At 70.3% G+C, this 19,228-nt stretch carries 21 protein-coding genes; 7 read left to right on the forward strand and 14 right to left on the reverse strand.

The annotated features are described in order from the left end of the window. Positions 1 to 121: 121 nt before the first annotated feature. Positions 122 to 1,336 carry an MFS transporter gene (locus ACIREO_RS14665; protein ID WP_404109060.1) on the forward strand — a complete coding sequence of 405 codons (1,215 nt, stop codon included), beginning with the start codon at positions 122 to 124 and terminating at the stop codon, positions 1,334 to 1,336. On the opposite strand, the gene ACIREO_RS14670 is transcribed toward ACIREO_RS14665, so the two are convergent. Then, entirely contained in the window at positions 1,333 to 2,538 is a 1,206-nt protein-coding gene (locus ACIREO_RS14670; protein ID WP_404109062.1) for an MFS transporter, read from the reverse strand. The genes ACIREO_RS14665 and ACIREO_RS14670 overlap by 4 nt on opposite strands. 238 nt (positions 2,539 to 2,776) lie before the next feature. Between ACIREO_RS14670 and ACIREO_RS14675 the strand changes: the two genes are divergently transcribed. Continuing rightward, positions 2,777 to 3,580, forward strand: coding sequence for a hypothetical protein (locus ACIREO_RS14675; RefSeq protein WP_404109064.1), 804 nt, complete (start codon positions 2,777 to 2,779; stop codon positions 3,578 to 3,580). A gap of 12 nt (positions 3,581 to 3,592) precedes the next feature. Here the strand turns inward: ACIREO_RS14675 and ACIREO_RS14680 are convergent, their stop codons facing one another. The 5 genes from ACIREO_RS14680 to ACIREO_RS14700 form a co-directional block, all read right to left on the reverse strand. Beyond that, positions 3,593 to 5,347, reverse strand: coding sequence for an NAD+ synthase (locus ACIREO_RS14680; protein ID WP_404109067.1), 1,755 nt, complete (start codon positions 5,345 to 5,347; stop codon positions 3,593 to 3,595). Positions 5,348 to 5,438: 91 nt separating this feature from the next. Further along, positions 5,439 to 7,016, reverse strand: a complete 1,578-nt coding sequence (locus tag ACIREO_RS14685; RefSeq protein WP_404109070.1) for a multicopper oxidase family protein — start codon at positions 7,014 to 7,016, stop codon at positions 5,439 to 5,441. A 135-nt stretch (positions 7,017 to 7,151) separates the two neighbouring features. Further along, a complete protein-coding gene (locus ACIREO_RS14690; RefSeq protein ID WP_404109072.1) occupies positions 7,152 to 7,577 on the reverse strand; it encodes a CBS domain-containing protein in 426 nt (141 codons plus the stop codon). Between the two features lie 124 nt (positions 7,578 to 7,701). Beyond that, positions 7,702 to 8,400, reverse strand: coding sequence for a DUF305 domain-containing protein (locus ACIREO_RS14695; protein WP_404109075.1), 699 nt, complete (start codon positions 8,398 to 8,400; stop codon positions 7,702 to 7,704). After that, positions 8,397 to 9,071, reverse strand: a complete 675-nt coding sequence (locus tag ACIREO_RS14700) for a DUF3105 domain-containing protein (protein WP_404109078.1) — start codon at positions 9,069 to 9,071, stop codon at positions 8,397 to 8,399. The genes ACIREO_RS14695 and ACIREO_RS14700 overlap by 4 nt, the downstream gene beginning before the upstream one ends. Before the next feature lie 245 nt (positions 9,072 to 9,316). Between ACIREO_RS14700 and glnA the strand changes: the two genes are divergently transcribed. After that, a complete protein-coding gene (glnA, locus tag ACIREO_RS14705) occupies positions 9,317 to 10,678 on the forward strand; it encodes a type I glutamate--ammonia ligase (RefSeq protein WP_014156604.1) in 1,362 nt (453 codons plus the stop codon). 71 nt (positions 10,679 to 10,749) lie between these two features. Here glnA and ACIREO_RS14710 read toward each other — a convergent pair whose 3' ends face one another. From ACIREO_RS14710 to ACIREO_RS14725, 4 genes are read right to left on the reverse strand one after another with little or no spacing between them, the layout of a single operon-like run. After that, entirely contained in the window at positions 10,750 to 11,253 is a 504-nt protein-coding gene (locus ACIREO_RS14710) for an SRPBCC domain-containing protein (RefSeq protein ID WP_404109081.1), read from the reverse strand. Further along, positions 11,246 to 11,776: an SRPBCC domain-containing protein gene (locus ACIREO_RS14715; RefSeq protein WP_404109084.1), complete on the reverse strand. Its 531-nt coding sequence runs from the start codon at positions 11,774 to 11,776 to the stop codon at positions 11,246 to 11,248. Before ACIREO_RS14715 ends, ACIREO_RS14710 begins: the two co-directional genes overlap by 8 nt. Positions 11,777 to 11,802: 26 nt before the next feature. Then, positions 11,803 to 12,345 (reverse strand): NADPH-dependent F420 reductase, encoded by a 543-nt coding sequence (locus ACIREO_RS14720; protein WP_404109087.1) that lies wholly within the window; start codon positions 12,343 to 12,345, stop codon positions 11,803 to 11,805. Between the two features lie 54 nt (positions 12,346 to 12,399). Continuing rightward, positions 12,400 to 13,332: an NAD-dependent epimerase/dehydratase family protein gene (locus ACIREO_RS14725; RefSeq protein ID WP_404109089.1), complete on the reverse strand. Its 933-nt coding sequence runs from the start codon at positions 13,330 to 13,332 to the stop codon at positions 12,400 to 12,402. Between the two features lie 134 nt (positions 13,333 to 13,466). Here ACIREO_RS14725 and ACIREO_RS14730 point away from each other — a divergent pair, with 134 nt between their 5' ends. Further along, positions 13,467 to 14,408 (forward strand): LysR substrate-binding domain-containing protein, encoded by a 942-nt coding sequence (locus ACIREO_RS14730; RefSeq protein WP_404109092.1) that lies wholly within the window; start codon positions 13,467 to 13,469, stop codon positions 14,406 to 14,408. A 44-nt stretch (positions 14,409 to 14,452) separates the two neighbouring features. On the opposite strand, the gene ACIREO_RS14735 is transcribed toward ACIREO_RS14730, so the two are convergent. Then, positions 14,453 to 15,361, reverse strand: coding sequence for a LysR family transcriptional regulator (locus ACIREO_RS14735; RefSeq protein ID WP_404109095.1), 909 nt, complete (start codon positions 15,359 to 15,361; stop codon positions 14,453 to 14,455). A 121-nt stretch (positions 15,362 to 15,482) separates the two neighbouring features. On the opposite strand from ACIREO_RS14735, the gene ACIREO_RS14740 reads away from it, so the two are divergent. Further along, complete coding sequence (locus tag ACIREO_RS14740) at positions 15,483 to 16,286, forward strand: SDR family NAD(P)-dependent oxidoreductase (RefSeq protein ID WP_404109098.1); 804 nt, start codon at positions 15,483 to 15,485, stop codon at positions 16,284 to 16,286. Between the two features lie 20 nt (positions 16,287 to 16,306). Here ACIREO_RS14740 and ACIREO_RS14745 read toward each other — a convergent pair whose 3' ends face one another. Together ACIREO_RS14745 and ACIREO_RS14750 are read right to left on the reverse strand one after the other, a co-directional pair. Then, the gene (locus ACIREO_RS14745) at positions 16,307 to 16,645 is read right to left on the reverse strand and encodes a GNAT family N-acetyltransferase (protein ID WP_404109101.1); all 339 of its coding nucleotides are present in this window, start codon (positions 16,643 to 16,645) and stop codon (positions 16,307 to 16,309) included. Between the two features lie 63 nt (positions 16,646 to 16,708). Beyond that, on the reverse strand, positions 16,709 to 17,275 hold the full coding sequence (locus tag ACIREO_RS14750) for a TetR/AcrR family transcriptional regulator (RefSeq protein ID WP_404109103.1): 567 nt from the start codon (positions 17,273 to 17,275) through the stop codon (positions 16,709 to 16,711). Between the two features lie 111 nt (positions 17,276 to 17,386). Here ACIREO_RS14750 and ACIREO_RS14755 point away from each other — a divergent pair, with 111 nt between their 5' ends. Both ACIREO_RS14755 and ACIREO_RS14760 read left to right on the forward strand, forming a co-directional pair. After that, the gene (locus ACIREO_RS14755) at positions 17,387 to 18,397 is read left to right on the forward strand and encodes an NADP-dependent oxidoreductase (RefSeq protein ID WP_404109105.1); all 1,011 of its coding nucleotides are present in this window, start codon (positions 17,387 to 17,389) and stop codon (positions 18,395 to 18,397) included. 152 nt (positions 18,398 to 18,549) lie between these two features. Continuing rightward, on the forward strand, positions 18,550 to 18,708 hold the full coding sequence (locus ACIREO_RS14760) for a hypothetical protein (protein WP_404109108.1): 159 nt from the start codon (positions 18,550 to 18,552) through the stop codon (positions 18,706 to 18,708). A gap of 46 nt (positions 18,709 to 18,754) precedes the next feature. Here ACIREO_RS14760 and ACIREO_RS14765 read toward each other — a convergent pair whose 3' ends face one another. Beyond that, on the reverse strand, positions 18,755 to 19,210 hold the full coding sequence (locus tag ACIREO_RS14765) for a hypothetical protein (protein WP_404109111.1): 456 nt from the start codon (positions 19,208 to 19,210) through the stop codon (positions 18,755 to 18,757). Between the last annotated feature and the right edge of the window lie 18 nt (positions 19,211 to 19,228).

Genomic DNA, 19,228 nt, shown 5'->3' on the forward strand with positions numbered 1-19,228 from the left:
AGACTTTGTTCCGACGGGGTACATAACCCGTTCCGGCAACGAAGCCGACGCTCCCGCACACACACCGCCGCCACCCGGCCCTCCATGGACCGGGCGGCCCCCTGCCCGAAAGGTCTTCTCCATGCCCCTGGCCCTGCTCGCCCTCGCTGTGAGCGCCTTCGGCATCGGCACCACCGAGTTCGTGATGATGGGGCTGCTGCCCAACGTCGCGGACGATCTGGGAACGTCCGTACCCACCGCCGGTTACCTCGTCTCGGCGTACGCGATCGGCGTCGTCCTCGGTGCCCCGCTGCTGACCGGACTCGGCTCCAGGATCCCGCGCAAGCGGATGCTCCTGCTGCTGATGGCCGTCTTCACCGTCGGCAACCTCGCTTCCGCCTTCGCCCCCGACTTCGGCTGGCTGCTGGCCGGCCGGTTCCTGGCAGGGCTGCCGCACGGCGCCTTCTTCGGCGTCGGCGCGGTCGTCGCCGCGCGCCTCGTGCCGGACGGGCGCCAGGCGCGCGCCGTCGCCACCATGTTCCTCGGTCTGACCGTGGCCAACATCGTCGGCGTGCCGGCGGCCACCCTGCTGGGACAGCACCTCGGCTGGCGCGCCACGTTCGTGGTGGTCGCGGTGATCGGTCTGGTCGCGATGGCCGCGCTCGCCCGCCTCGTCCCGCAGATCCCCGTCGAGGCGCACCAGAACGTACGTCGCGAACTGAGCGCGCTCGGCAACCGGCAGGTCGTCCTCGGCCTGCTCACCGCGGTCCTCGGCTTCGCGGGTGTCTTCGCCGTCTACTCCTACCTCTCGTCCATGACGACCGAGGCGATGGGCTTCGGCGAGTCCTCGGTGACGCTCGTGCTCGCGCTCTTCGGCATCGGGATGACCCTCGGCGCGCTGGCGGCGGGACCGCTGACCGACCGGGCACTGCGTCCCACCCTGTACGGCTCGCTGGGGGCTCTGGCCGTCGTCCTCGTCGTCTTCCCCTTCACCGTCCACGTGCAGTGGGCCGCGCTGGTCATGGTGGTGCTGCTCGGCGGCGTCGGCTTCATGACGACCACGCCACTGCAGATGCTCGTGATGAACAAGGCGAAGGACGCCCCCACGCTCGCGTCCGCCTCCAACCACTCCGCCTTCAACCTCGCCAACGCGGGCGGGGCCTGGCTCGGCGGGGTCGCCATCGCGGCAGGCTGGGGCTGGACGTCTCCGGCCCTGGTCGGCGCGGTGCTGGCCGTGGCGGGTCTGGCCGTGGCGGTCACCGCGGGTGTCCTGGACCGGACCCCGGGCACCTCGCGTGTCGTGGCGTCCGGCTCCCGCGCCGAGACGCGCGAGCCGGTCGAGACGCACTCCCGCTAGGAGCTGCGACGGCCGGTGGCGGGGGCAGCGGACACGCGCCCCCGCCACCGGCCCAGCCGAGCCGCCGTGACCAGCCCCGCGAGCCCCGTCAGTACGAGCAGCAGCCGGACGTCCACCACGGCGACCAGCCCCGCACCGGCCGCCGTCGCGAGCGCGTTCGGCACCATCATCAGCGAGTTGGCAGCCGCCGCCGTGCGGCCCAGCACCGCGTCCGGGGTCTCCCGCTGCACCGCCGTCATCGCGGCGATCAGCACACAGGGCAGGCCGGCACCGATCGCCGCGCTCGCCGCGAGGGCCACCGCCTCACCGCCCAGCGCACGCACGCCCACGGCCACCGCGAACACCGCGATCCCACCCGCCGCGAAGGCCCGCTCCGGCATCCGCCGCAGCAGCGGCCCGGCCAGCAGCCCGACGGCCACGGAACCCGCACCCTGGCAGGCGTACAGCACCCCGGCGTACGCCGGTGGACGGCCGAGCGTCTCGATGACGGCGTACACCGCAGCGCCGTTGAGCCCCGCCGGCAGCATCGTCAGCGCTCCGGCGTACACCAGCGGCCGCAGGGCCGCCGAGCCGCGCAGCAGCCGTATCCCCGCCGCCGTGCCGCCCCTCCGTGTGCGCGTCCGGGCCGCCCCGCCCGGCTCCCGCAGCCGGGCGAAGACCAGGGCGGCCAGGGCGAACGTCACCGCGTCCAGCACGACCACGGGGCCCGCGCCGTACCGTGCGAACAGCCCGGCTCCCGCGAGGGGCGCGAGCAGCTTCATGCCCTCGTTCGCCGTCGTGCGCAGCCCGTTGAAGTCGCCCAGCAGCCGTGCGTCGACCGCCCGCGCCACCAGCGCGGCCTCCGCCGCGTCAAGGAGCACGCCGCTCACGCCGTAGACGAGCAGGACCACGAAGAGCACACCGATCCGGTGCTCGGGGCCGACGAGGAGGAGCGAGGGCATCAGCCCTGCCATCACCAGGTTCACCGTGACCAGCAGGAGCCTGCGGGGCACCAGGTCCGCCACGGCCCCGAGAGCGGGCCCCGCGAGGACCGGCGCCCACATCGCGCACACCGTGAGGGCGGCCAGACTGTCCGACCCGGTGAGCGACTTGACCCAGACACCGGCGGTCAGCCACATCGCGGACGTACCGAACCCCGATACGAGCAGGCCCGTCAGACAGAGCCTCGCCGTGCGATCCCGTACCACCGCGACCGACGCCACCGTCCACTCCCCACACCCACGTGACCCGCGCTCCCGGGCCGGGGAGCGCTCCTGGCCATGCTGGTGACTGAGGTGGGGCGACGGCATCGGGCAGATGCCTCAGGCATCACCACCGGCCGGCCGGCCGCCATCGGCACACGACCGCAGCGCAACTGCAGCGGAACAGAGGCGGTTTCACGCTCTGAAGCCTGCGTATTCTCCTCGTGAGGTCCGGAAGCGGCGACAGGAAGGCCGGGGGATGAGCGCAAACGGGGGCGGCGCGCCGTGGAATCCGTACGGGGGAGGTCAGCCGGCGCGACGGATGACCTTCGGGCGTCTCTTCAATCCGATCGCTGTGGGCCGTGCGGTGTTCACGCCGTCCCGGCCGGACCGTGTGCACGACCCGGCGGTGAAGAAGGCGCAGGTCCTGCGGACGGTCGTCGGTATCGCCGCCGTCACGTGGATGATGCTGTCCTACGGGCTGGCATCGGACGCCGACGCCGTGGTGGACGACCGCTTCGGCCAGATCCGCACCGCCCTCATCACGCTGGCCGTGACCTTCCCGGTCGCCGTCGCCGTGTTCGTCGCGGCCGCCCGGCCCCCCAACCGGGGCCTGTTCCTGCGCCGTGTGGCCAAGCCCGCCGGGGCGCTCCTCGCGCTGTTCGTCGCCCTCGCCGCGCCGAGACTGATCACCGGGATGGGCTACGTCACCGAGGAGACGGACTGGACGTCGTCGCCGGAGAGGGTCGCGCTGCTGTTCGCCCTGGCAGCCTGGCTGTTGTGGCTCGTCCCGTTCGTGTTCTACGGCATCGCCCAGTCGCTCGTGCACGTCTTCCGGACGGCGGACATCCACGAGACGGTTCCGCCGCTGCTCGCGACGCTGCTCGTCTGGGAGGTCGCGCTCCTCGACGTGTTCCGGGGTGCCTACGACGGTGTGCCGCTCGTGGCGTGGGTGGCCCTCACCCTGGGAGGCCCGCTGTCCGTCACCGTCGTGGCGATGTGGGAGCTGCGACGGCTGCGCACACGGCACGGCATCACCCTGCGGGGCGCGCTGCTCCGCTGAGCCGTTCCTGCCTCAGCCCGACTCGCGCCACCGGTTCGTGATCGGCAGCCGGCGGTCCTTGCCGAAGCCCTTCGGTGAGATCTTCGTGCCCGGCGGGTACTGCCGCCGCTTGTACTCCGCCGTGTCCACCATCCGCAGCGTCTTCGTCACGAGGGCCTCGTCGAACCCGGCTGCCACGATCGCGTCCCGGCCCTGGTCCCGGTCGACGTACAGCTCCAGGATCCGGTCCAGCACGTCGTAGTCAGGCAGCGAGTCCGTGTCCACCTGGTCCGGGCGCAGTTCGGCGCTCGGCGGTTTCGTGATGGAGGCCTCCGGGATCGGCGGGGTCTGCCCACGCTCCTCGGCTGCGCGGTTGCGCCACTTCGCCAGACGGAAGACCGATGTCTTGTACACGTCCTTGATCGGTCCGTACGCGCCGACGGAGTCCCCGTACAGAGTGGAATAGCCCACCGCCAGCTCGGACTTGTTGCCCGGTGCCAGCACGATCTGGCCCTCCTGGTTGGAGACCGCCATCAGCATCGTGCCGCGCAGCCGCGACTGGAGGTTCTCCTCGGCGAGGCCGGTGAGCCCCAGGGCCCCCATGTACGCGTCGAACATCGGCTCGATCGGCACGGTGCGGAAGTTCAGCCCCGTACGCCGGGCCAGCTCCGCCGCGTCGCCCCTGGAGTGGTCCGAGGAGTACTTCGACGGCATCGAGATGCCGTACACGCGCTGGGCCCCCAGGGCGTCGCAGGCGATCGCCGCGACAAGCGCCGAGTCGATTCCGCCCGAGAGCCCGATCAGGACGCTGCTGAGACCGTTCTTCGCGACGTACGCGCGCAGGCCCACGACCAGCGCTGAGTAGAGCTCCTCGTCGTCGTCGAGCCGCTCCGTGTATCCGCCGGCCAGCTCCGGCTCGTAGGCCGGGAGCGGCTCCTCGCTCAGCACCACATGGTCGATCCGCAGCCCGTCGTCGACGACCCCCGACGGCGCCTGCGCGGCCGCGCGTGGGAGCTCCAGGTCGAGGATCACGCTGCCCTCGACGAACTGGGGTGCGCGGGCGATGACTTCACCGTCCTTGTCGACGACGATCGAGTCCCCGTCGAAGACCAGCTCGTCCTGGCCGCCCGTCATCGCCAGGTACGCCGTCGTGCAGCCGGCCTGCTGAGCCCGCTCGCGGACCAGCTCCAGCCTGGTGTCGTCCTTGTCGCGCTCGTACGGGGAGGCGTTGACGGACAGCAGCAGACCGGCTCCGGCGGCGCGCGCGGCCGGGACGCGGCCACCGTCCTGCCAGAGGTCCTCGCAGATCGCGAGCGCCACATCGATGCCGTGCACCCGCACGACCGGCATCGAGTCGCCAGGCACGAAGTACCGGAACTCGTCGAACACGCCGTAGTTGGGCAGGTGGTGCTTGGCGAAGTTCAGCGCGACCTGCCCCCGGTGCAGCACCGCCGCGGCGTTGCGTGGGGACCCCGTCGGCTGGCCGTAGCGTGCGGCGGCGTGCTCCGAGCGGTCGAGATAGCCGACGACGACCGGCAGTTCCCCGAAGCCCTCGTCGGCGAGACGGGCGGCGAGCGCGCGCAGCGCCTTCCGCGAGGCCTCGACGAAGGACGACCGCAGGGCCAGGTCCTCGACGGGATACCCGGTCAGCACCATCTCGGGGAACGCCACCAGGTGGGCGCCCTGCCCGGCGGCGTGCCGGGTCCAGTGGACGATCGACTCGGAGTTGCCGGCGAGGTCTCCGACGGTCGCGTCGATCTGATTGAGTGCGAGACGTAGTTGAGGCACCCCGCCAGTGTAATCGTCTGACTGACGCGATGTCCTGGTGTTCCCGTCCGGAAGCGGCGGGCCGCCTCCGGACGGGGCCGGACCGGGTGGCTCAGCGCAGGTAGCCGAGGACCGTCATCATCCCGGCCTCCGCGTGGTAGACGTTGTGGCAGTGCAGCATCCACAGCCCCGGGTTGTCCGCGTCGAAGTCGACCGTCAGCGAACGCCCGGGCAGGATCGGCGCGGTGTCCTTACGGGCACCGAGACCGGCCCCGTCGCCCGTGCCGGCCAGCGCGAAGGTGTGGCCGTGCAGATGGAGGGGATGCCACATCGAGGTGCGGTTGGTGAAGACCAGACGCACCCGCTCCCCGGCCCGGACGGGCCGCCGCGCCGCCGGGTCGTAGCTCTTGCCGTCGAAGCCCCAGTCGTACGCCGCCATCGAGCCCGTGAGCGTCATCCGCACGGTCCGGTCGGGCTCCCGCTCCGCCAGCGCCACCGACTCGTCCGGGACCAGCCCCTCGGCGGTGATCAGCTCGCCCGTCAGTTCCTTGGGCCGCACGGAGGCCGGGGGCGTCGCTCCCGCCCCCGTCCGCAGCACGGCCAGGGCCGACGCGCCCTTCCCCTCGGCGAGGGCGGTCAGCGGGAACACCCCGTCCCCGGCCGTCACCAGCACGTCGTACCGCTCGCCCATGCCGAGCAGCAGGGCGTCCGTCTCGGTGTGCCGCACCGGGTAGCCGTCCGTGTGCGTCACGGTCATACGGTGACCGCCGAGAGCCAGCCGGAAGGCGGTGTCCCCGCCCGCGTTGATGACGCGCAGCCGGATGCGGTCTCCGGGCCGGGCCTCGAAGACCGAAGGAGCCTCCGCCCTGCGGCCGTTGACCAGATAGTGGGGGTAGGCGACATCGCCCGCGTGGCCGCCGAGCAGATCGCTGTCCGTGTCCTTCAGCCGCCGGGAGCGGGCCTCGCCGGCCGCCGCCCCGTGACCGGCCTCGTCGTGGCTGCTGCCTCGCCCCTGGGTGAGCTCGTCGAGGACCGCGTCGGGGGTGGAGCCGTCCACCCCGTCGAGCCAGTCGTCGAGGACGACGATCCACTCCTTGTCGTACGAGAGCGGCTCCTTCGGGTCGTCGACGATCAGCGGCGCGTACAGCCCCCGGTCGAGCTGGACCCCGGAGTGCGGGTGGATCCAGTGGGTCCCCGGGTGGGTGACCGCGAACCGGTAGGTGAACTCGGCGCCCGGCTTGACCGGCTGCTGGGTCAGCCCCGGCGCCCCGTCCATGTCGTTGCGGATCGAGAGGCCGTGCCAGTGGATCGTCGTGGACTGCGTCAGATGGTTGGCCAGGGCGAGTTCCAGGGTGTCGCCCGCCGTGACCCGGATCGCCTCACCGGGCAGACGGTCGCCGTAGGCCCAGGTGGGGACGGTGACGCCGTCGCCCAGTTCGAAGCGGGACGCGGCGGCGGTGAGCGAGACCTTCCGCACGGGTCCCGCGCCCCGCCGGGCTTCGGCGTCCACCACCTCCGGTCCGTCGGGCGTGACGTACTGGTCCGCCGCGCGCGCGGGGGAGGGGGCGCGGGACGGAGAGGCGTGGGCCGGGGACGCGACGGCCCGGGAGGCGAGGCCTGCTGTTCCTGCTGTTCCCGCGAGGGCGATACCGGCGCCGAGCATGGCGCGTCGAGTGGGCATTTCAGACATATTGCGCACCGTACCCCTGGCCGGTATAAGCGCGCCGCCCCGACACCCGACGGCCCGGTGCTCCTCATGCCTGCGAGGGGCGCCGGGCCGTCTGCTGTGTGCGGGGCGGGGTGCGCACGGTTCCGGGGCAGGGGATCAGGCGTGGGAGTAGACCTTCTCCGCCCAGCCGGCGACCTGCTCGTCCGAGAGGTGGAGCGCCAGATCGGCCTCGCTGATCATGCCGATCAGCTTCTTGCCCTCGACCACCGGGAGCCGGCGGATCCGGTGGCTCTGCATCTCATCGAGCACCGCGTCGACGTCCGCCGACGACTCGATCCAGCGCGGGGTGCCGTCGCATAGTTCGCCCGCCGTCACCTTCGACGGATCGTGCCCCGCCGCCACGCACTCGATCACGATGTCGCGGTCGGTGATGATCCCGACCATCCGGTCCTGCTCGCCGTTGGCGGAGACGGGCAGCGCCCCCACCTTGTGGTCACGCATCATCTGGGCCGCGCGGTCGAGCGTCTCGTGGGCGGGGATCCAGTGGGCCCCGGTGTGCATGATGTCCTTGGCCGTGGTCATGGGGTTGCCTCCTGCGTGCCGGTGGGCACTGCTGTACGGCCCCGAGTCCTTCCATGGTCGCGGGCCCGCCCGGCGCACGCGAACGCTGTCACCCGTTCGGGCGTACGCCGAGCCGGTCCCGCGCTCAGGGACGGGGCGTGGCCCCGCGCGCCGCGAGCATGTCCGCCATCAGGTCCAGCTCGGACTGCTGTGCCGCGACCATGCCCCGGGCGAGGCGCTTCTCCACCGGCACGGTGCACTGCTCGACGCAGCCGCGGGCCATCGCGACGCCGCCCTTGTGGTGGGCGGTCATCAGCTGCAGGAAGAGGACCTCGGCCTTCTTGCCACGGGCCTCGCGGAGCCGGCCGAGCTCGGTCCTGGTCGCCATGCCCGGCATGAGGGCCCCGTCGTGATCCATGCCCTCCATGCCCTCCATGCCCTCCATGCCGTTCATGTCGTGAGCGCTGTGGCCGCCGCCCGGCATCCAGGCCATCGGACTCTGCCCGTCGGGTGCCGTCTTCGGCAGCCCCCACAGATCCAGCCAGCCGAGCAGCATGCCCCGCTGGTTGGCCTGCGTGTTGGCGATGTCGTACCCGAGACGCCGTACGTCCTCGTCCTCCGTGCCGTCCCGCACGACGAACGACATCTCCACGGCCTGCTGATGGTGGACGGCCATGTCCCGCGCGAAGCCCGCGTCCGAGGACCGCGCCGACGGCGTACGGGGTGCTGCCGGAGCCCCGTCGCCCCGCGCGGAGGCGACCGTCGCCGCTCCGGCGAACAGCAGGGCGAGGGCCACCGCGGAGCCCGCGACCCACCGCGTACGCAGGGTGCCCGCCGGGCTCACCCGTCGACCCCGCCGGTGCAGGGAGCACCCGGCTCGGGCGTCTGCGCGCCCTGGACGTACTTCGCGAAGAAGGTGGCCACCCGGGGGTCGTCGGCGCCGTCCACCGTGACCTGCTTGCCCCAGGCGCTCAGCGTGATCGCCGCGGCCTGTCCCTCGTACGGGGACATCAGGGAGTACGGGGTGCTCTTGACGCGGGACGCGAGCGCGTCGACGTCCGAGCCGGAGGCCTTCCCCGTGTACGTCACCCAGACCGAGCCGTGCTCCAGGGCGTGCACGGCGTTGGTGTTCGGGACGGCCTTTTCGTATACGACGCCGTCGCAGTTCAGCCAGGCCGGATTGTGGTTCCCGCCGACGGGCGGCTCCATCGGGTACTTCACATCGGTCGTGACGTGGTCACGGCCCAGCTTCGCCGCGTCCCACGTCTTCTCGCCCGCGATCGGCCCGTCGGCGAGCTCCTTCTTCTCCTGCTCGGTCTGCTTGGAGTCCTGGGCCCGGCTCTCCCCGGACCTGTCCTTCGCCTCGGACTTCTCCAGGAGCATGTACGAGCCGAAACCCAGCAGGCCCGCGACCACGACGGTGCTCAGGCCTATGGCGACGACGCGGTTGCGGCGGTCGCGCGCACGGTCGGCACCGCGCATCTGCTCCATGCGGTTCCTGCGGTCGAAGCTCATGACGTCGGGTCCTTCTGCCAAGGGGTCGGGAGGGACGGGAGCGGAGCGGAAAATCCTGGTCGCCAGGGGCCATGGCCGAGCGGCTACGGCCCTTGCACACCATGGGCGCCGATCGTAGTGGGTGGCCGCGTGCTCTCTCTCACACCGTGTGCGTAATCTGGGTGAAATCCCGGGTCGTGATACTGAGGTGTCTCCCCTACCCCGGGCGGTGGTGCACGGACCGTCTGAACTGCAAGGATGTGGCTATGGACAAGCAGCAGGAATTCGTCCTCAGGACGCTTGAGGAGCGCGACATCCGCTTCGTACGGCTGTGGTTCACCGATGTTCTCGGTTACCTCAAGTCCGTTGCCGTGGCCCCGGCCGAGCTCGAACAGGCCTTTGACGAGGGCATCGGCTTCGATGGCTCCGCGATCGAGGGCTTCGCCCGTGTATACGAATCGGACATGATCGCAAAGCCGGACCCCGGCACGTTCCAGATCCTTCCGTGGCGCGCCGAGGCCCCGGGTACCGCCCGGATGTTCTGCGACATCCTGATGCCGGACGGCTCGCCCTCCTTCGCGGACCCGCGATTCGTCCTCAAGCGCATCCTCGCGAAGACCTCCGACCTGGGCTTCACCTTCTACACCCACCCGGAGATCGAGTTCTTCCTGCTGAAGAACAAGCCGGTCGACGGAAGCCGCCCCACGCCGGCCGACAGTTCCGGCTACTTCGACCACACCCCGCAGAACGTCGGCATGGACTTCCGCCGCCAGGCGATCACCATGCTCGAATCGATGGGCATCTCGGTCGAGTTCAGCCACCACGAGGGCGCCCCCGGCCAGCAGGAGATCGACCTCCGGTACGCCGACGCGCTCTCCACCGCCGACAACATCATGACCTTCCGCCTGGTCATGAAGCAGGTCGCACTGGAGCAGGGCGTACAGGCCACCTTCATGCCGAAGCCGTTCTCGGAGTACCCCGGCTCGGGCATGCACACCCACCTCTCCCTCTTCGAGGGCGACCGCAACGCCTTCTACGAGTCGGGCGCCGAGTACCAGCTGTCGAAGGTGGGCCGTTCCTTCATCGCGGGCCTGCTCAAGCACGCCGCGGAGATCTCCGCCGTGACCAACCAGTGGGTCAACTCGTACAAGCGCATCTGGGGCGGCTCCAGCCGCTCCGCGGGCGCCGGCGGCGAGGCCCCCTCGTACATCTGCTGGGGCCACAACAACCGCTCCGCGCTGATCCGCGTCCCGATGTACAAGCCCGGCAAGACCGGTTCCGCCCGCGTCGAGGTCCGCTCCATCGACTCCGGCGCCAACCCCTACCTGACCTACGCGGTGCTGCTCGCCGCGGGCCTCAAGGGCATCGAGGAGGGCTACGAACTCCCGGCCGGAGCCGACGACGACGTCTGGGCCCTCTCCGACTCGGAGCGCCGCGCGATGGGCATCGAGCCGCTGCCGCAGAACCTGGGCGAGGCGATCTCGCTGATGGAGAAGAGCGAGCTGGTCGCCGAGACGCTGGGCGAGCACGTCTTCGACTTCTTCCTCCGCAACAAGAAGCAGGAGTGGGAGGAGTACCGCAGCGAGGTCACGGCCTTCGAGCTGAAGAACCTGCTGCCGGTGCTGTAGCGGCACCCGCTGTACGTACGCGGCTTCGGGCCGGCGGTTCCACACCGCCGGCCCGAAGCCGTTCCGGCCGGTCAGGCGGCGGGCTGCGCCACTTCCGCCTCCGCGGCGCGGGCGAGGCGTTCGACCCAGTCCTGGTGATAGCGGTAGAGCGCACCGGGATTCCTGCGCCCGAGCTCCTCCAGGAAGAAGGGGCCCTGCTGCGTTTCCTCGGTCAGCACGTGACACCCGTTCTCCGTGGGCGTGATCACCCAGCCGTGGTACGCGCTCGAACCGGTCTCGTCGCCATCGACCGTCGTCTTCCACGAGAGCCTGGTGAAGGGCTCGTACTCCGTCACGTGGAGCGTCATGGGAAATCCGACCGTCACCCGGCGGTACGTGGTTCCGGGCGTCAGTACCGACTCGTCGCCATGGATCTCGACGTGATCTTCCGGAGGAAAGTAGCTCCACCAGTTCTCGGCGTCGACGAGCAGCTTCCACACCACTTCGGGCGGCGCCTTCACGTCGATATCGTTGAGCGCGTAGAGAGCCGAAAATTTCGGGTCGTACCGTTCGGGCCAATTCACCTTGTCATACATCGGCTGCTTTTCCTTTTGGAACGTCCTGGGAACCGATCCGGCTTTCACGCTCGGCAGCTGCCTCGGCGAGCGCCGCGAGAAGCTTCTCGTGGGTGCGCCAGAAAACCTCAGGATCCTGCTTCGCGATTTCGATCCAGAGCGGGCCCTGCATCGTCTCCTCGGTCCAGAGATGGCTCCCCTTCGGCGTGGGTGTGATGATCCAGGCGTGGTAAGCCGTGGATTCTTCCGACGCCTTGGGATGTCCGCCCCAGGCGATACGCGCCATGGGCCGGAATTCCTGCACGGACGCGAAGACGTCCTGGCCTGCCAGGTTGGTTTCGAATCGAGTTCCGAGGCGCAGCGAACCGTGGCCGCCGAGAAGCCGGACGTGTTCGACGCCCGGGTAGAAGGTGCGCCAGGTTCGGGTGTCCACGAGCAGGGACCAGATCGTCTCGGGGGAGGCTTCGACCTCGAGCTCGTTGGTGAAGTGGATCGGGGAGCGGCTGGGGGCGTGGCCCGCCGGCCAGTTTATTTCTTCGAACATGGAAATCTCCAGACCTAGCGGTTCGTTCAGAGTTCGCCGGGAACGGCGGACCGGTAGAACACGCCGCCGACCGGCTGGACGCCCATGAGCAGCCAGACCGCGTTCTCGAAGTCGCGGGCTCGTGAGAGGTCTCCGACGCGCACCGGGTCGTAGCCGGCGTCACGGATGAGACGCTCGGTGACGTCGAGGGCTCCGTCGTCAGCGACGTACCAGTTGCCCGGCCGCACTCGCTGCTTGCGCACTTCGCCGTACAGGGCGCCGAAGTTCATGTTGAAGCTCTTGGCCACCGGGGCGTGGGTGAAGGACTTCACCTCCTCGGCGTACGAGGGAAAGCTGCCATGACGTGCGGGCATGATGTTGGTCGCGTCGATCGCGATCTTCCCGTCGAGCCCTGTCACCCTGCTCAGGGCCTCCGAGATCCTCGCGCCGGGTACTGCGACCAGGACGGCGTCCGCGTCCGAGGCGTCCCCGCCGTCACGGCCGAGCTCCTCGACCTCGTGGCCCGCGGCCCGCCACAGTCCGGCCAGTCCTCCGCCGACCATTCCTCTTCCGATCGTGACGATCTTCATCGTGGGTCTCCTCAGTTGCACGTTGACGTAGGCCGGTTGAACATCGAGGGCGCCTCATGCGCGGCCGGCGGCCACCGAACTCCTCACGGCGTCCAGACCGGCGGCGTGGGAGACAACGGGCTCGTATCCGAGGTCGGTCACGGCCTTGTCCGTCCGCAGGGTGCACTGCTGCCCGAGGAACCATCGAGCGGGAACGGGGACCTCACGGGCGGCTGTTCCGGCGTCCAGTTCGGGGATCGCGAGATCGACGCCGTAGATCTCGAACTGGGTCTCCAGGAACTCGCGCAGTGTGACGCGGTGCCGGTCGGTGACGAAGTAGGCCTGACCTGGCAGGCCGCGCTGCCACCCGAGCACGAGCCCCTCGACGGCGTTCTCGACGAACGTGACCTCAGTCGTGTGCCGGCCTCCGTCGATCCAGGCGAACTGCCCGGCCTTCGCCGCCGCCACCAGGCCTTCGACCAGGAGGCTGTCGGGACCCCAGACGAACCTCGGGCGAATCGACACCGTGACGAAGCCGGGTGCGTTCGCGTCGAGCACGATCTTCTCGGCTGCGGCCTTCGTCGCCGAGTAGGCGGCCTCCGAGTCGGGCCGCAGCGGCGCGGTCTCGTCGACGTCCACGAGCGGGGCGCCGGCGAGGAGCGCGGCTTCGCTCCCGCAGTGGACGAACCGGGGGACCCGCGCGTAACGGGCGGCGTCGACGGCTGCCCGCGTGCCGCGAACCGTCACCAGCTCATGACGTTCACGATCAGCGGTGATATCCGTCTCGGCAGCGAGATGGAACACCACGTCGCTGCCCGTCACATCGTTTTGCCATGTGGCCGGGTCGGTCAACTCGCCCCGCACGGGCTCCGCGCCCAGCGCCGAGACCTTCGCAGCCGATGTCTCACTTCGAACCAGGACACGCACCGAGTGCCCCTCACCGATAAGCCGGCGTACCAGCACCTCGCCGATGAACCCGGAGCCTCCGGTAACGAACGCCTGTGCCATGAATCTCTCCTTCGCTCTGCTGAGCCCTCTCTCCTGCCTTGAGCGAGAAGGTCTCGTGGGGGAGAGCAATCAGAGGTCCGGGGGTCTTCCCTCGAATACACTCATGCTTCGAAGGTCTGCTATAAGATTTCTGGATGGCTTCTCTTCGGGCGCTGGAGTGCCTTGTCGCGGTCGCGGACTCCGGATCGATCACCCAGGCCGCACTGCTGCTGCACTCGTCGCAGCCCGCTGTCTCCCATCAGCTCGCTTCGCTGGAACGCGAGACGCGAACGGTCCTGCTTCGCCGCGAGTCACGGGGGGTCAAGCTCACTCCGGCAGGGCGTGCCGCCGTCGCGGACGCCAGACGGGCGGTCGAAGCGGCCGCCTCCGCGGTGAGGTCGGCACGTACGGCAGGCCAAGCGGCCGGAGGGGTCCTGCGGCTGGTCTGCGCGCAGAGCCTCACGGTGCCGTTGCTCGCCGAGGTCATTCGCCAATGGCATCGCCGCCACCCGGACGTCGCGATCACGCTGCGCGAGTCCACGGCGATGGACGAGGCGCTCGGCCTCGTCGACTCCGACGAGGCCGATGTGGCCGTGCTGACCGCTCCCTCGGCCGGCCGTTTCACGATCAGCGCCGTCGCCGAGGAGGAGATCGTGCTGGCGGCACCCGCCGGCCACCCGCTGGCCGAGCAGTCAGCCGTACGCCTCGAGGATCTCGAAGGCGTGCCGCTCGTCCACTTCGCACCGGACAACGGCCTCAGCGCCTGGCTCGACCAGTCCTTCGCCCGCGCCGGGGTCCACCCGGAGACGGTGATGAGGACATCGGTGACCGCGGCGGCACCACAGCTCGCGGCTGCCGGTCTGGGAATCGCCGTGTGCCCCGTCAGCGCCGTCAGCGACGGCTTTCCGGGAGTGGTGCGATCGTTCTCGCCGCGATGGGTCAGGCAGCTGGTGGCGGTGACGTCCGCGGAGCCGGACCCGCTCGTCGCGCGGTTCATCGGCGACCTGCGCAGCCGCGGCGTGCGTGTGCCTCGCGGTGTGCGGACTCAGCTCACGCAGGACGGACCTCCGGCCGGGACACCACGACCGGCCTCCTGAGGACCACCTCTTCAAGACGCGGCATCAGCGTGGTCCGACCGACGTCATGGCGCCGCGCGAAGCCCTGCGGCCTCGTGGCGGAGCGCCTCCACGGTGGCCGTCACCTCGGGGGAGCGGGTGCGGACCGTCACGGCGACAGCGGCCCGGCCGAGCCAGGCGGGGTCGTCGACGTGGACGGTGCGGACGCCGGCGGGGACCGAGGCGGCGGCCAGTTCGGGGAGGACGGCGATGCCGAGACCGGCAGCGACGAAGCCCAGGCGAGTGGGCCATTCGCGGGCGACGTAGGCGATGTTCGGGTGGTCGAGGGTCGGCCACGCGCCGAACTGGGGGTCGTCGCGGAGGCCCTTGCCGACGATCCATCCCTCGTCCCTCAGCTCGGTCACCGGGACGCTTCCACGGTCGGCGAACCGGTGGTTCGCGGGCACGGCGAGCAGGAGACTGCCGTCCAGAAGCAGGTCGTGGGAGAGCCCCTCCAGGTCGTAGGCGGGGAGGTCCGCCCCCACACCGATCACCGCGACGTCGATGCGGTGAGCGCGGAGCTGGCGAAGCTGGGTGGGTGAGGACGCCTCGCCGAACTCGGTGACCAGGCCAGGGTGTTCGTTCCGGAGGCGGGCCAAGGTCCTGGGGACGAGCACGGCGGCGGCCGAGGGGAACGCGGCGATGACGACCCGTCCGGTGAGATGGTCCTGCAGCCGGGCGAGGTCCGTGCTGACGGCGTCGATCTCGTTGAGTGCCGAGGCGGCTCGGCGGGCGAGAGCCGTGCCCGCGGGCGAAGGGACAACCCCTCGGGCGCCCCGGACGAACAGCGGTGCGCCCGCAGCGGCTTCCATCGCCGCCACCTGACGGGACACCGCTGACTGCGTGTATCCGAGCGCGTCGGCCGCGGCGGTGAACGATCCGGTGCCGACCACGGCCTGGACGACACGCAGGCCGGTGAGGGTGAAGTCAGCCATGACCTCACCCTGACACATTCCCGGATCGCATGTCTCCTGTGCAAGACCCTCGCTGGTGGAATGCCTTGGCCGGAAGCACGATGGAGAAGTACCGGCGAGCGATCCAGAGGGAGCACAGATCATGGCGAAGACGTGGTTCATCACGGGCAGTTCGAGGGGGTTCGGCCGCGAGTGGGCGGACGCCGCCCTCGAACGCGGCGATCACGTCGTGGCGACGGCTCGGGACGTCGGCCAACTGTCCCCTCTGGTGGAGCGGTACGGGGACGCGGTACTGCCGGTCCAGCTCGACGTCACCGACCGTGCCGCTGTGCATGCGGCCGTTCAGCGCGCCCACTCGCATTTCGGTTCGCTGGACATCGCGGTCAACAATGCCGGCTACGGCCACTTCGGCATGGTCGAAGAGGTCGGCGAGGACGAACTCCGGGCTCAGATGGAGACCAACTTCTTCGGCGCGGTATGGGTCACGCAGGCCGTCCTGCCCCTCATGCGGGCCCAGCGATCAGGAAGGATCCTGCAGGTGACCAGCGAGGGCGGCGTACGCGCCTTCCCCGGCATCGGCGCCTACCACGCGTCCAAATGGGCTCTCGAGGGATTGTCGGAGTCCCTGGCGCAGGAAGTGTCAGCCTTCGGCATCCACATCACCAACATCGAACCCGGCCCCTACGCCACCGACTGGCTGGCCCGCGGGGCGCGGCACAGTGAGCTGCATCCGGACTACGCCGAGGTCCACGCGGCCACCGCACAGGATTTCGAGGTCGGCGACCCGCGTGCCACCCGCGACGCGATCCTCCGGATCGTCGACACGGAGCAGCCCCCGCTGCGGATCTTCCTCGGCAGGTCACTCACCGACGTCGCCGGTCTGTACGAGGAGCGTCTGCGCACCTGGCGCCAATGGGAGCCGGTCTCCCTGGCCGCCTTCGGCTGAGGAGTCTCGGTCGAGGAGGCTCACACCAATTCCATGAGGATGTCGGCACGGGCGTAGTAGTCGGACACGGGGAGACGGTCGCGGGTGATCCCGGCGAACCCCGCGTCCTCGTAGAGGCGAACGGCGGGGGCCAGCTTGGTGTTCGTGCCGAGGAAGAGCCGGATCCCACCGAGCGCCCGGGCGCGGTCGACGGCCGAGGGTATGAGACGGCGGCCGATGCCGCGTCCTTGCGCGGCGGGATCCACGGCCATCTTCGCCAGCTCGAACGCGGCATGCGGATAGGGCAGGAGCGCGATGCAGCCGACCACAGCTCCGCTGCCCGACTCGCGCGCCATGAGCACGTCGCCGCCCGGGGCCACGATGCGGCCGAGGTCGCGCGGGGGCGTGAGCCGACAGCGCGCCCGGAACGTCAGTGAACGTGGTCACCCTTCAGGGGCTGCTCCCGCGCTCGTCAGAACGGCGCTTGCGACAACTTCGAAGAGCCGTTCGGCACGCGGCGCGAGCGAGGGCTGATCGCCGAGCCAGGCGAGCATGGCGATCAGCGCGAACAGATCGCTGCCGTCGATGTCGCTCCGGGCCATGCCCGCGGCCTGGGCACGGGCGAGGAGTCGCGCGCCTGCCGAGCGCAGGGTGACGCACGAAGCGTGGAGCGCGGATTCGGTGTCCTCGATGGCGGCTGCCATCAGCGCGGTCACGCCCCGGTACTCGGTGGTCCAGGCGACGCAGTCGCGCAGCCACGAAACGAGAGCGCTTGCGGGCGAGCTCGACGTTTCGAGCTCGGCCGCCTGTGCCGTCAGTCTGTCGAAGCTCGTGCGGAGCAGGGCCTCCAGCAGCGCCTCGCGCGTCGGGAAGTGACGCAGCAGTGTCGCAAGCCCGACATCGGCCCTGCGCGCGACGTCGCGCAGCGATACGTCGACGCCCTGTTCGGTGATGGCCGTGCCCGCTACTGCGAGCAGGTGGTCGCGGTTCTTCCTGGCGTCGGCCCGCATCTGTTCCCCTTGACTATCCGGATCAGTGGTCCATATATTTGAACCAGTGATCCGTTTATGTGGACCACTGATCCGTATGAGCCTATCCCGCAGCACGGGCAGGAGAGAACGATGCCGACAGGCACGATGAAAGCCGCGCGGCTCCATGAGCACGGTGGCCCTGAAGTTCTGCGGTACGACGAGGTGCCGATTCCCGAGCCGGGGCCGGGCGAGGTGCTCGTCCGCGTTCACGCGATCGGTGTCAATCCTCCGGACTGGTACCTGCGCGGCGGGCTGACCACGATGCCCGGGGAGGCGGAGTCGACGGTCAGCCTGCCGGTGATTCCAGGGACGGACGTCTCGGGCGTCGTCGAAGCCGTCGCCGCGGGCGTGGACGGCCTCGCGGTGGGTGATGAGGTCTTCGGTCTTCTGCGCTTTCCGAGCTTCCACGGACGCGCGTACGCCGAGTACGTGGTCGCGCCCGCGTCGGACCTCGCACGCAAGCCGGCGGGCATCGATCACGTGCACGCGGCCGGGGCGCCCATGGCCGGGCTCACCGCGTGGCAGTTCCTGATCGAGACCGGCCACGATCACCCCTCGCCCTTCCAGGAGACACGGCATCGCCCGACGGTGCTGGATGGGGACGCGACGGTGCTCGTCAACGGCGCTGCGGGCGGCGTGGGGCACTTCGCACTGCAGTTGGCGAAGTGGAAGGGCGCTCGTGTCATCGCGGTGGCATCGGGCGGGCACGAATCGTTCCTGCGTGACCTCGGCGCCGATCAGTTCATCGACTACACCCGGAGTCGTCCCGAGGAACTCGTGCATGACGTCGATCTCGTTCTCGACACCGTCGGCGGCCCCGACAGCAGACGCTTCCTGCGCACACTCAAGCGCGGAGGCGCCCAGTTCCCCGTATTTCCCGGGGGCTTCGACGAAGAGGAAATCGCGAAGCTGGGCGTCACGGTCTCGAGCACCCAGGTCCGCTCGAACGGCGCGCAGCTCGCCGAACTGGGACGCCTGCTCGACGCGGGAACGGTTCGCGTCGCGATCGACAGCACGTTCGCGTTGGCGGACGCCCGAGCCGCGCACGAGCGCGCCGCCCGAGGGCACATGCAGGGCAAGATCGTGCTCACGGTCGCTTAGAGGGCGGCGCCGGAAATCCTTCGGGGTCGATCAAGCTTCGCGCTCGCCCAGGGCTCTGTAGCGGCACCCGCTGTGCGTACGCGGCTTCGGGGCCGGCGGTTCCACACCGCCGGCCCCGAAGCCGTTTCGGCGGTCGGGGGAGACTGTGGCGCATGACGACGACTGACAGGAGGCTGCCGGCAGGCTGGGCCCTGGAGGAGATCCGCCGGGTCTCCGGCGACCTCTGGCACATGGGCAGCCTGAACGACGACGGCAGCGTCGTCTGCTGGAGCGGCTACGGCGATCTCCACGAGGCGCTTCGGGGGCTGTAGCCGGTTGTCAGCCGGTGGCTGTGACCGAGCGGCTCAGGGCGGTACTTCAAGCCGGTGCTTGCGTCGGGTGTGCGGTGTCGTAGCGGGTTCGGCGGGCCAGGTGCTGCCGGAGATGCCGGCCCGGGGCGACGGCACGCTGTTGCTGACGACCGGAGTGTCCTCGACGGTCCCCGCGCCCTTCCTGGCCGACGTGCTCATGGCCGGCCTGCGCAACTGGGCGCACGCCCTGCGCGCCGAACTCGGGCCGCAGGGTATCTACGCGGGCACGGTGACCATCGCCTCCGGTGTCGTACCCGGAGGCGGTGAGGCCGACCCTGACGCCATCGGCGCCCGCTACTACGACATGTACCAGCAGCGGAACCGTGTCGAAGAGGTCATCGGCGACCTGGACGCCTTCCGGTCCCTCGTCGCCCAGGCAGGCGGGCGCGGCGGTGCGGCCATGCCGATCAGTCCCGCAGACCAGGCCGCGTCCTCGGTGCGACCGGGCGTCGGCGAAGGTCACGGGAGTGGTACCCGTACA

Source organism: Streptomyces sp. NPDC102441 (assembly GCF_044765585.1).
Classification (GTDB): Bacteria; Actinomycetota; Actinomycetes; order Streptomycetales; family Streptomycetaceae; genus Streptomyces.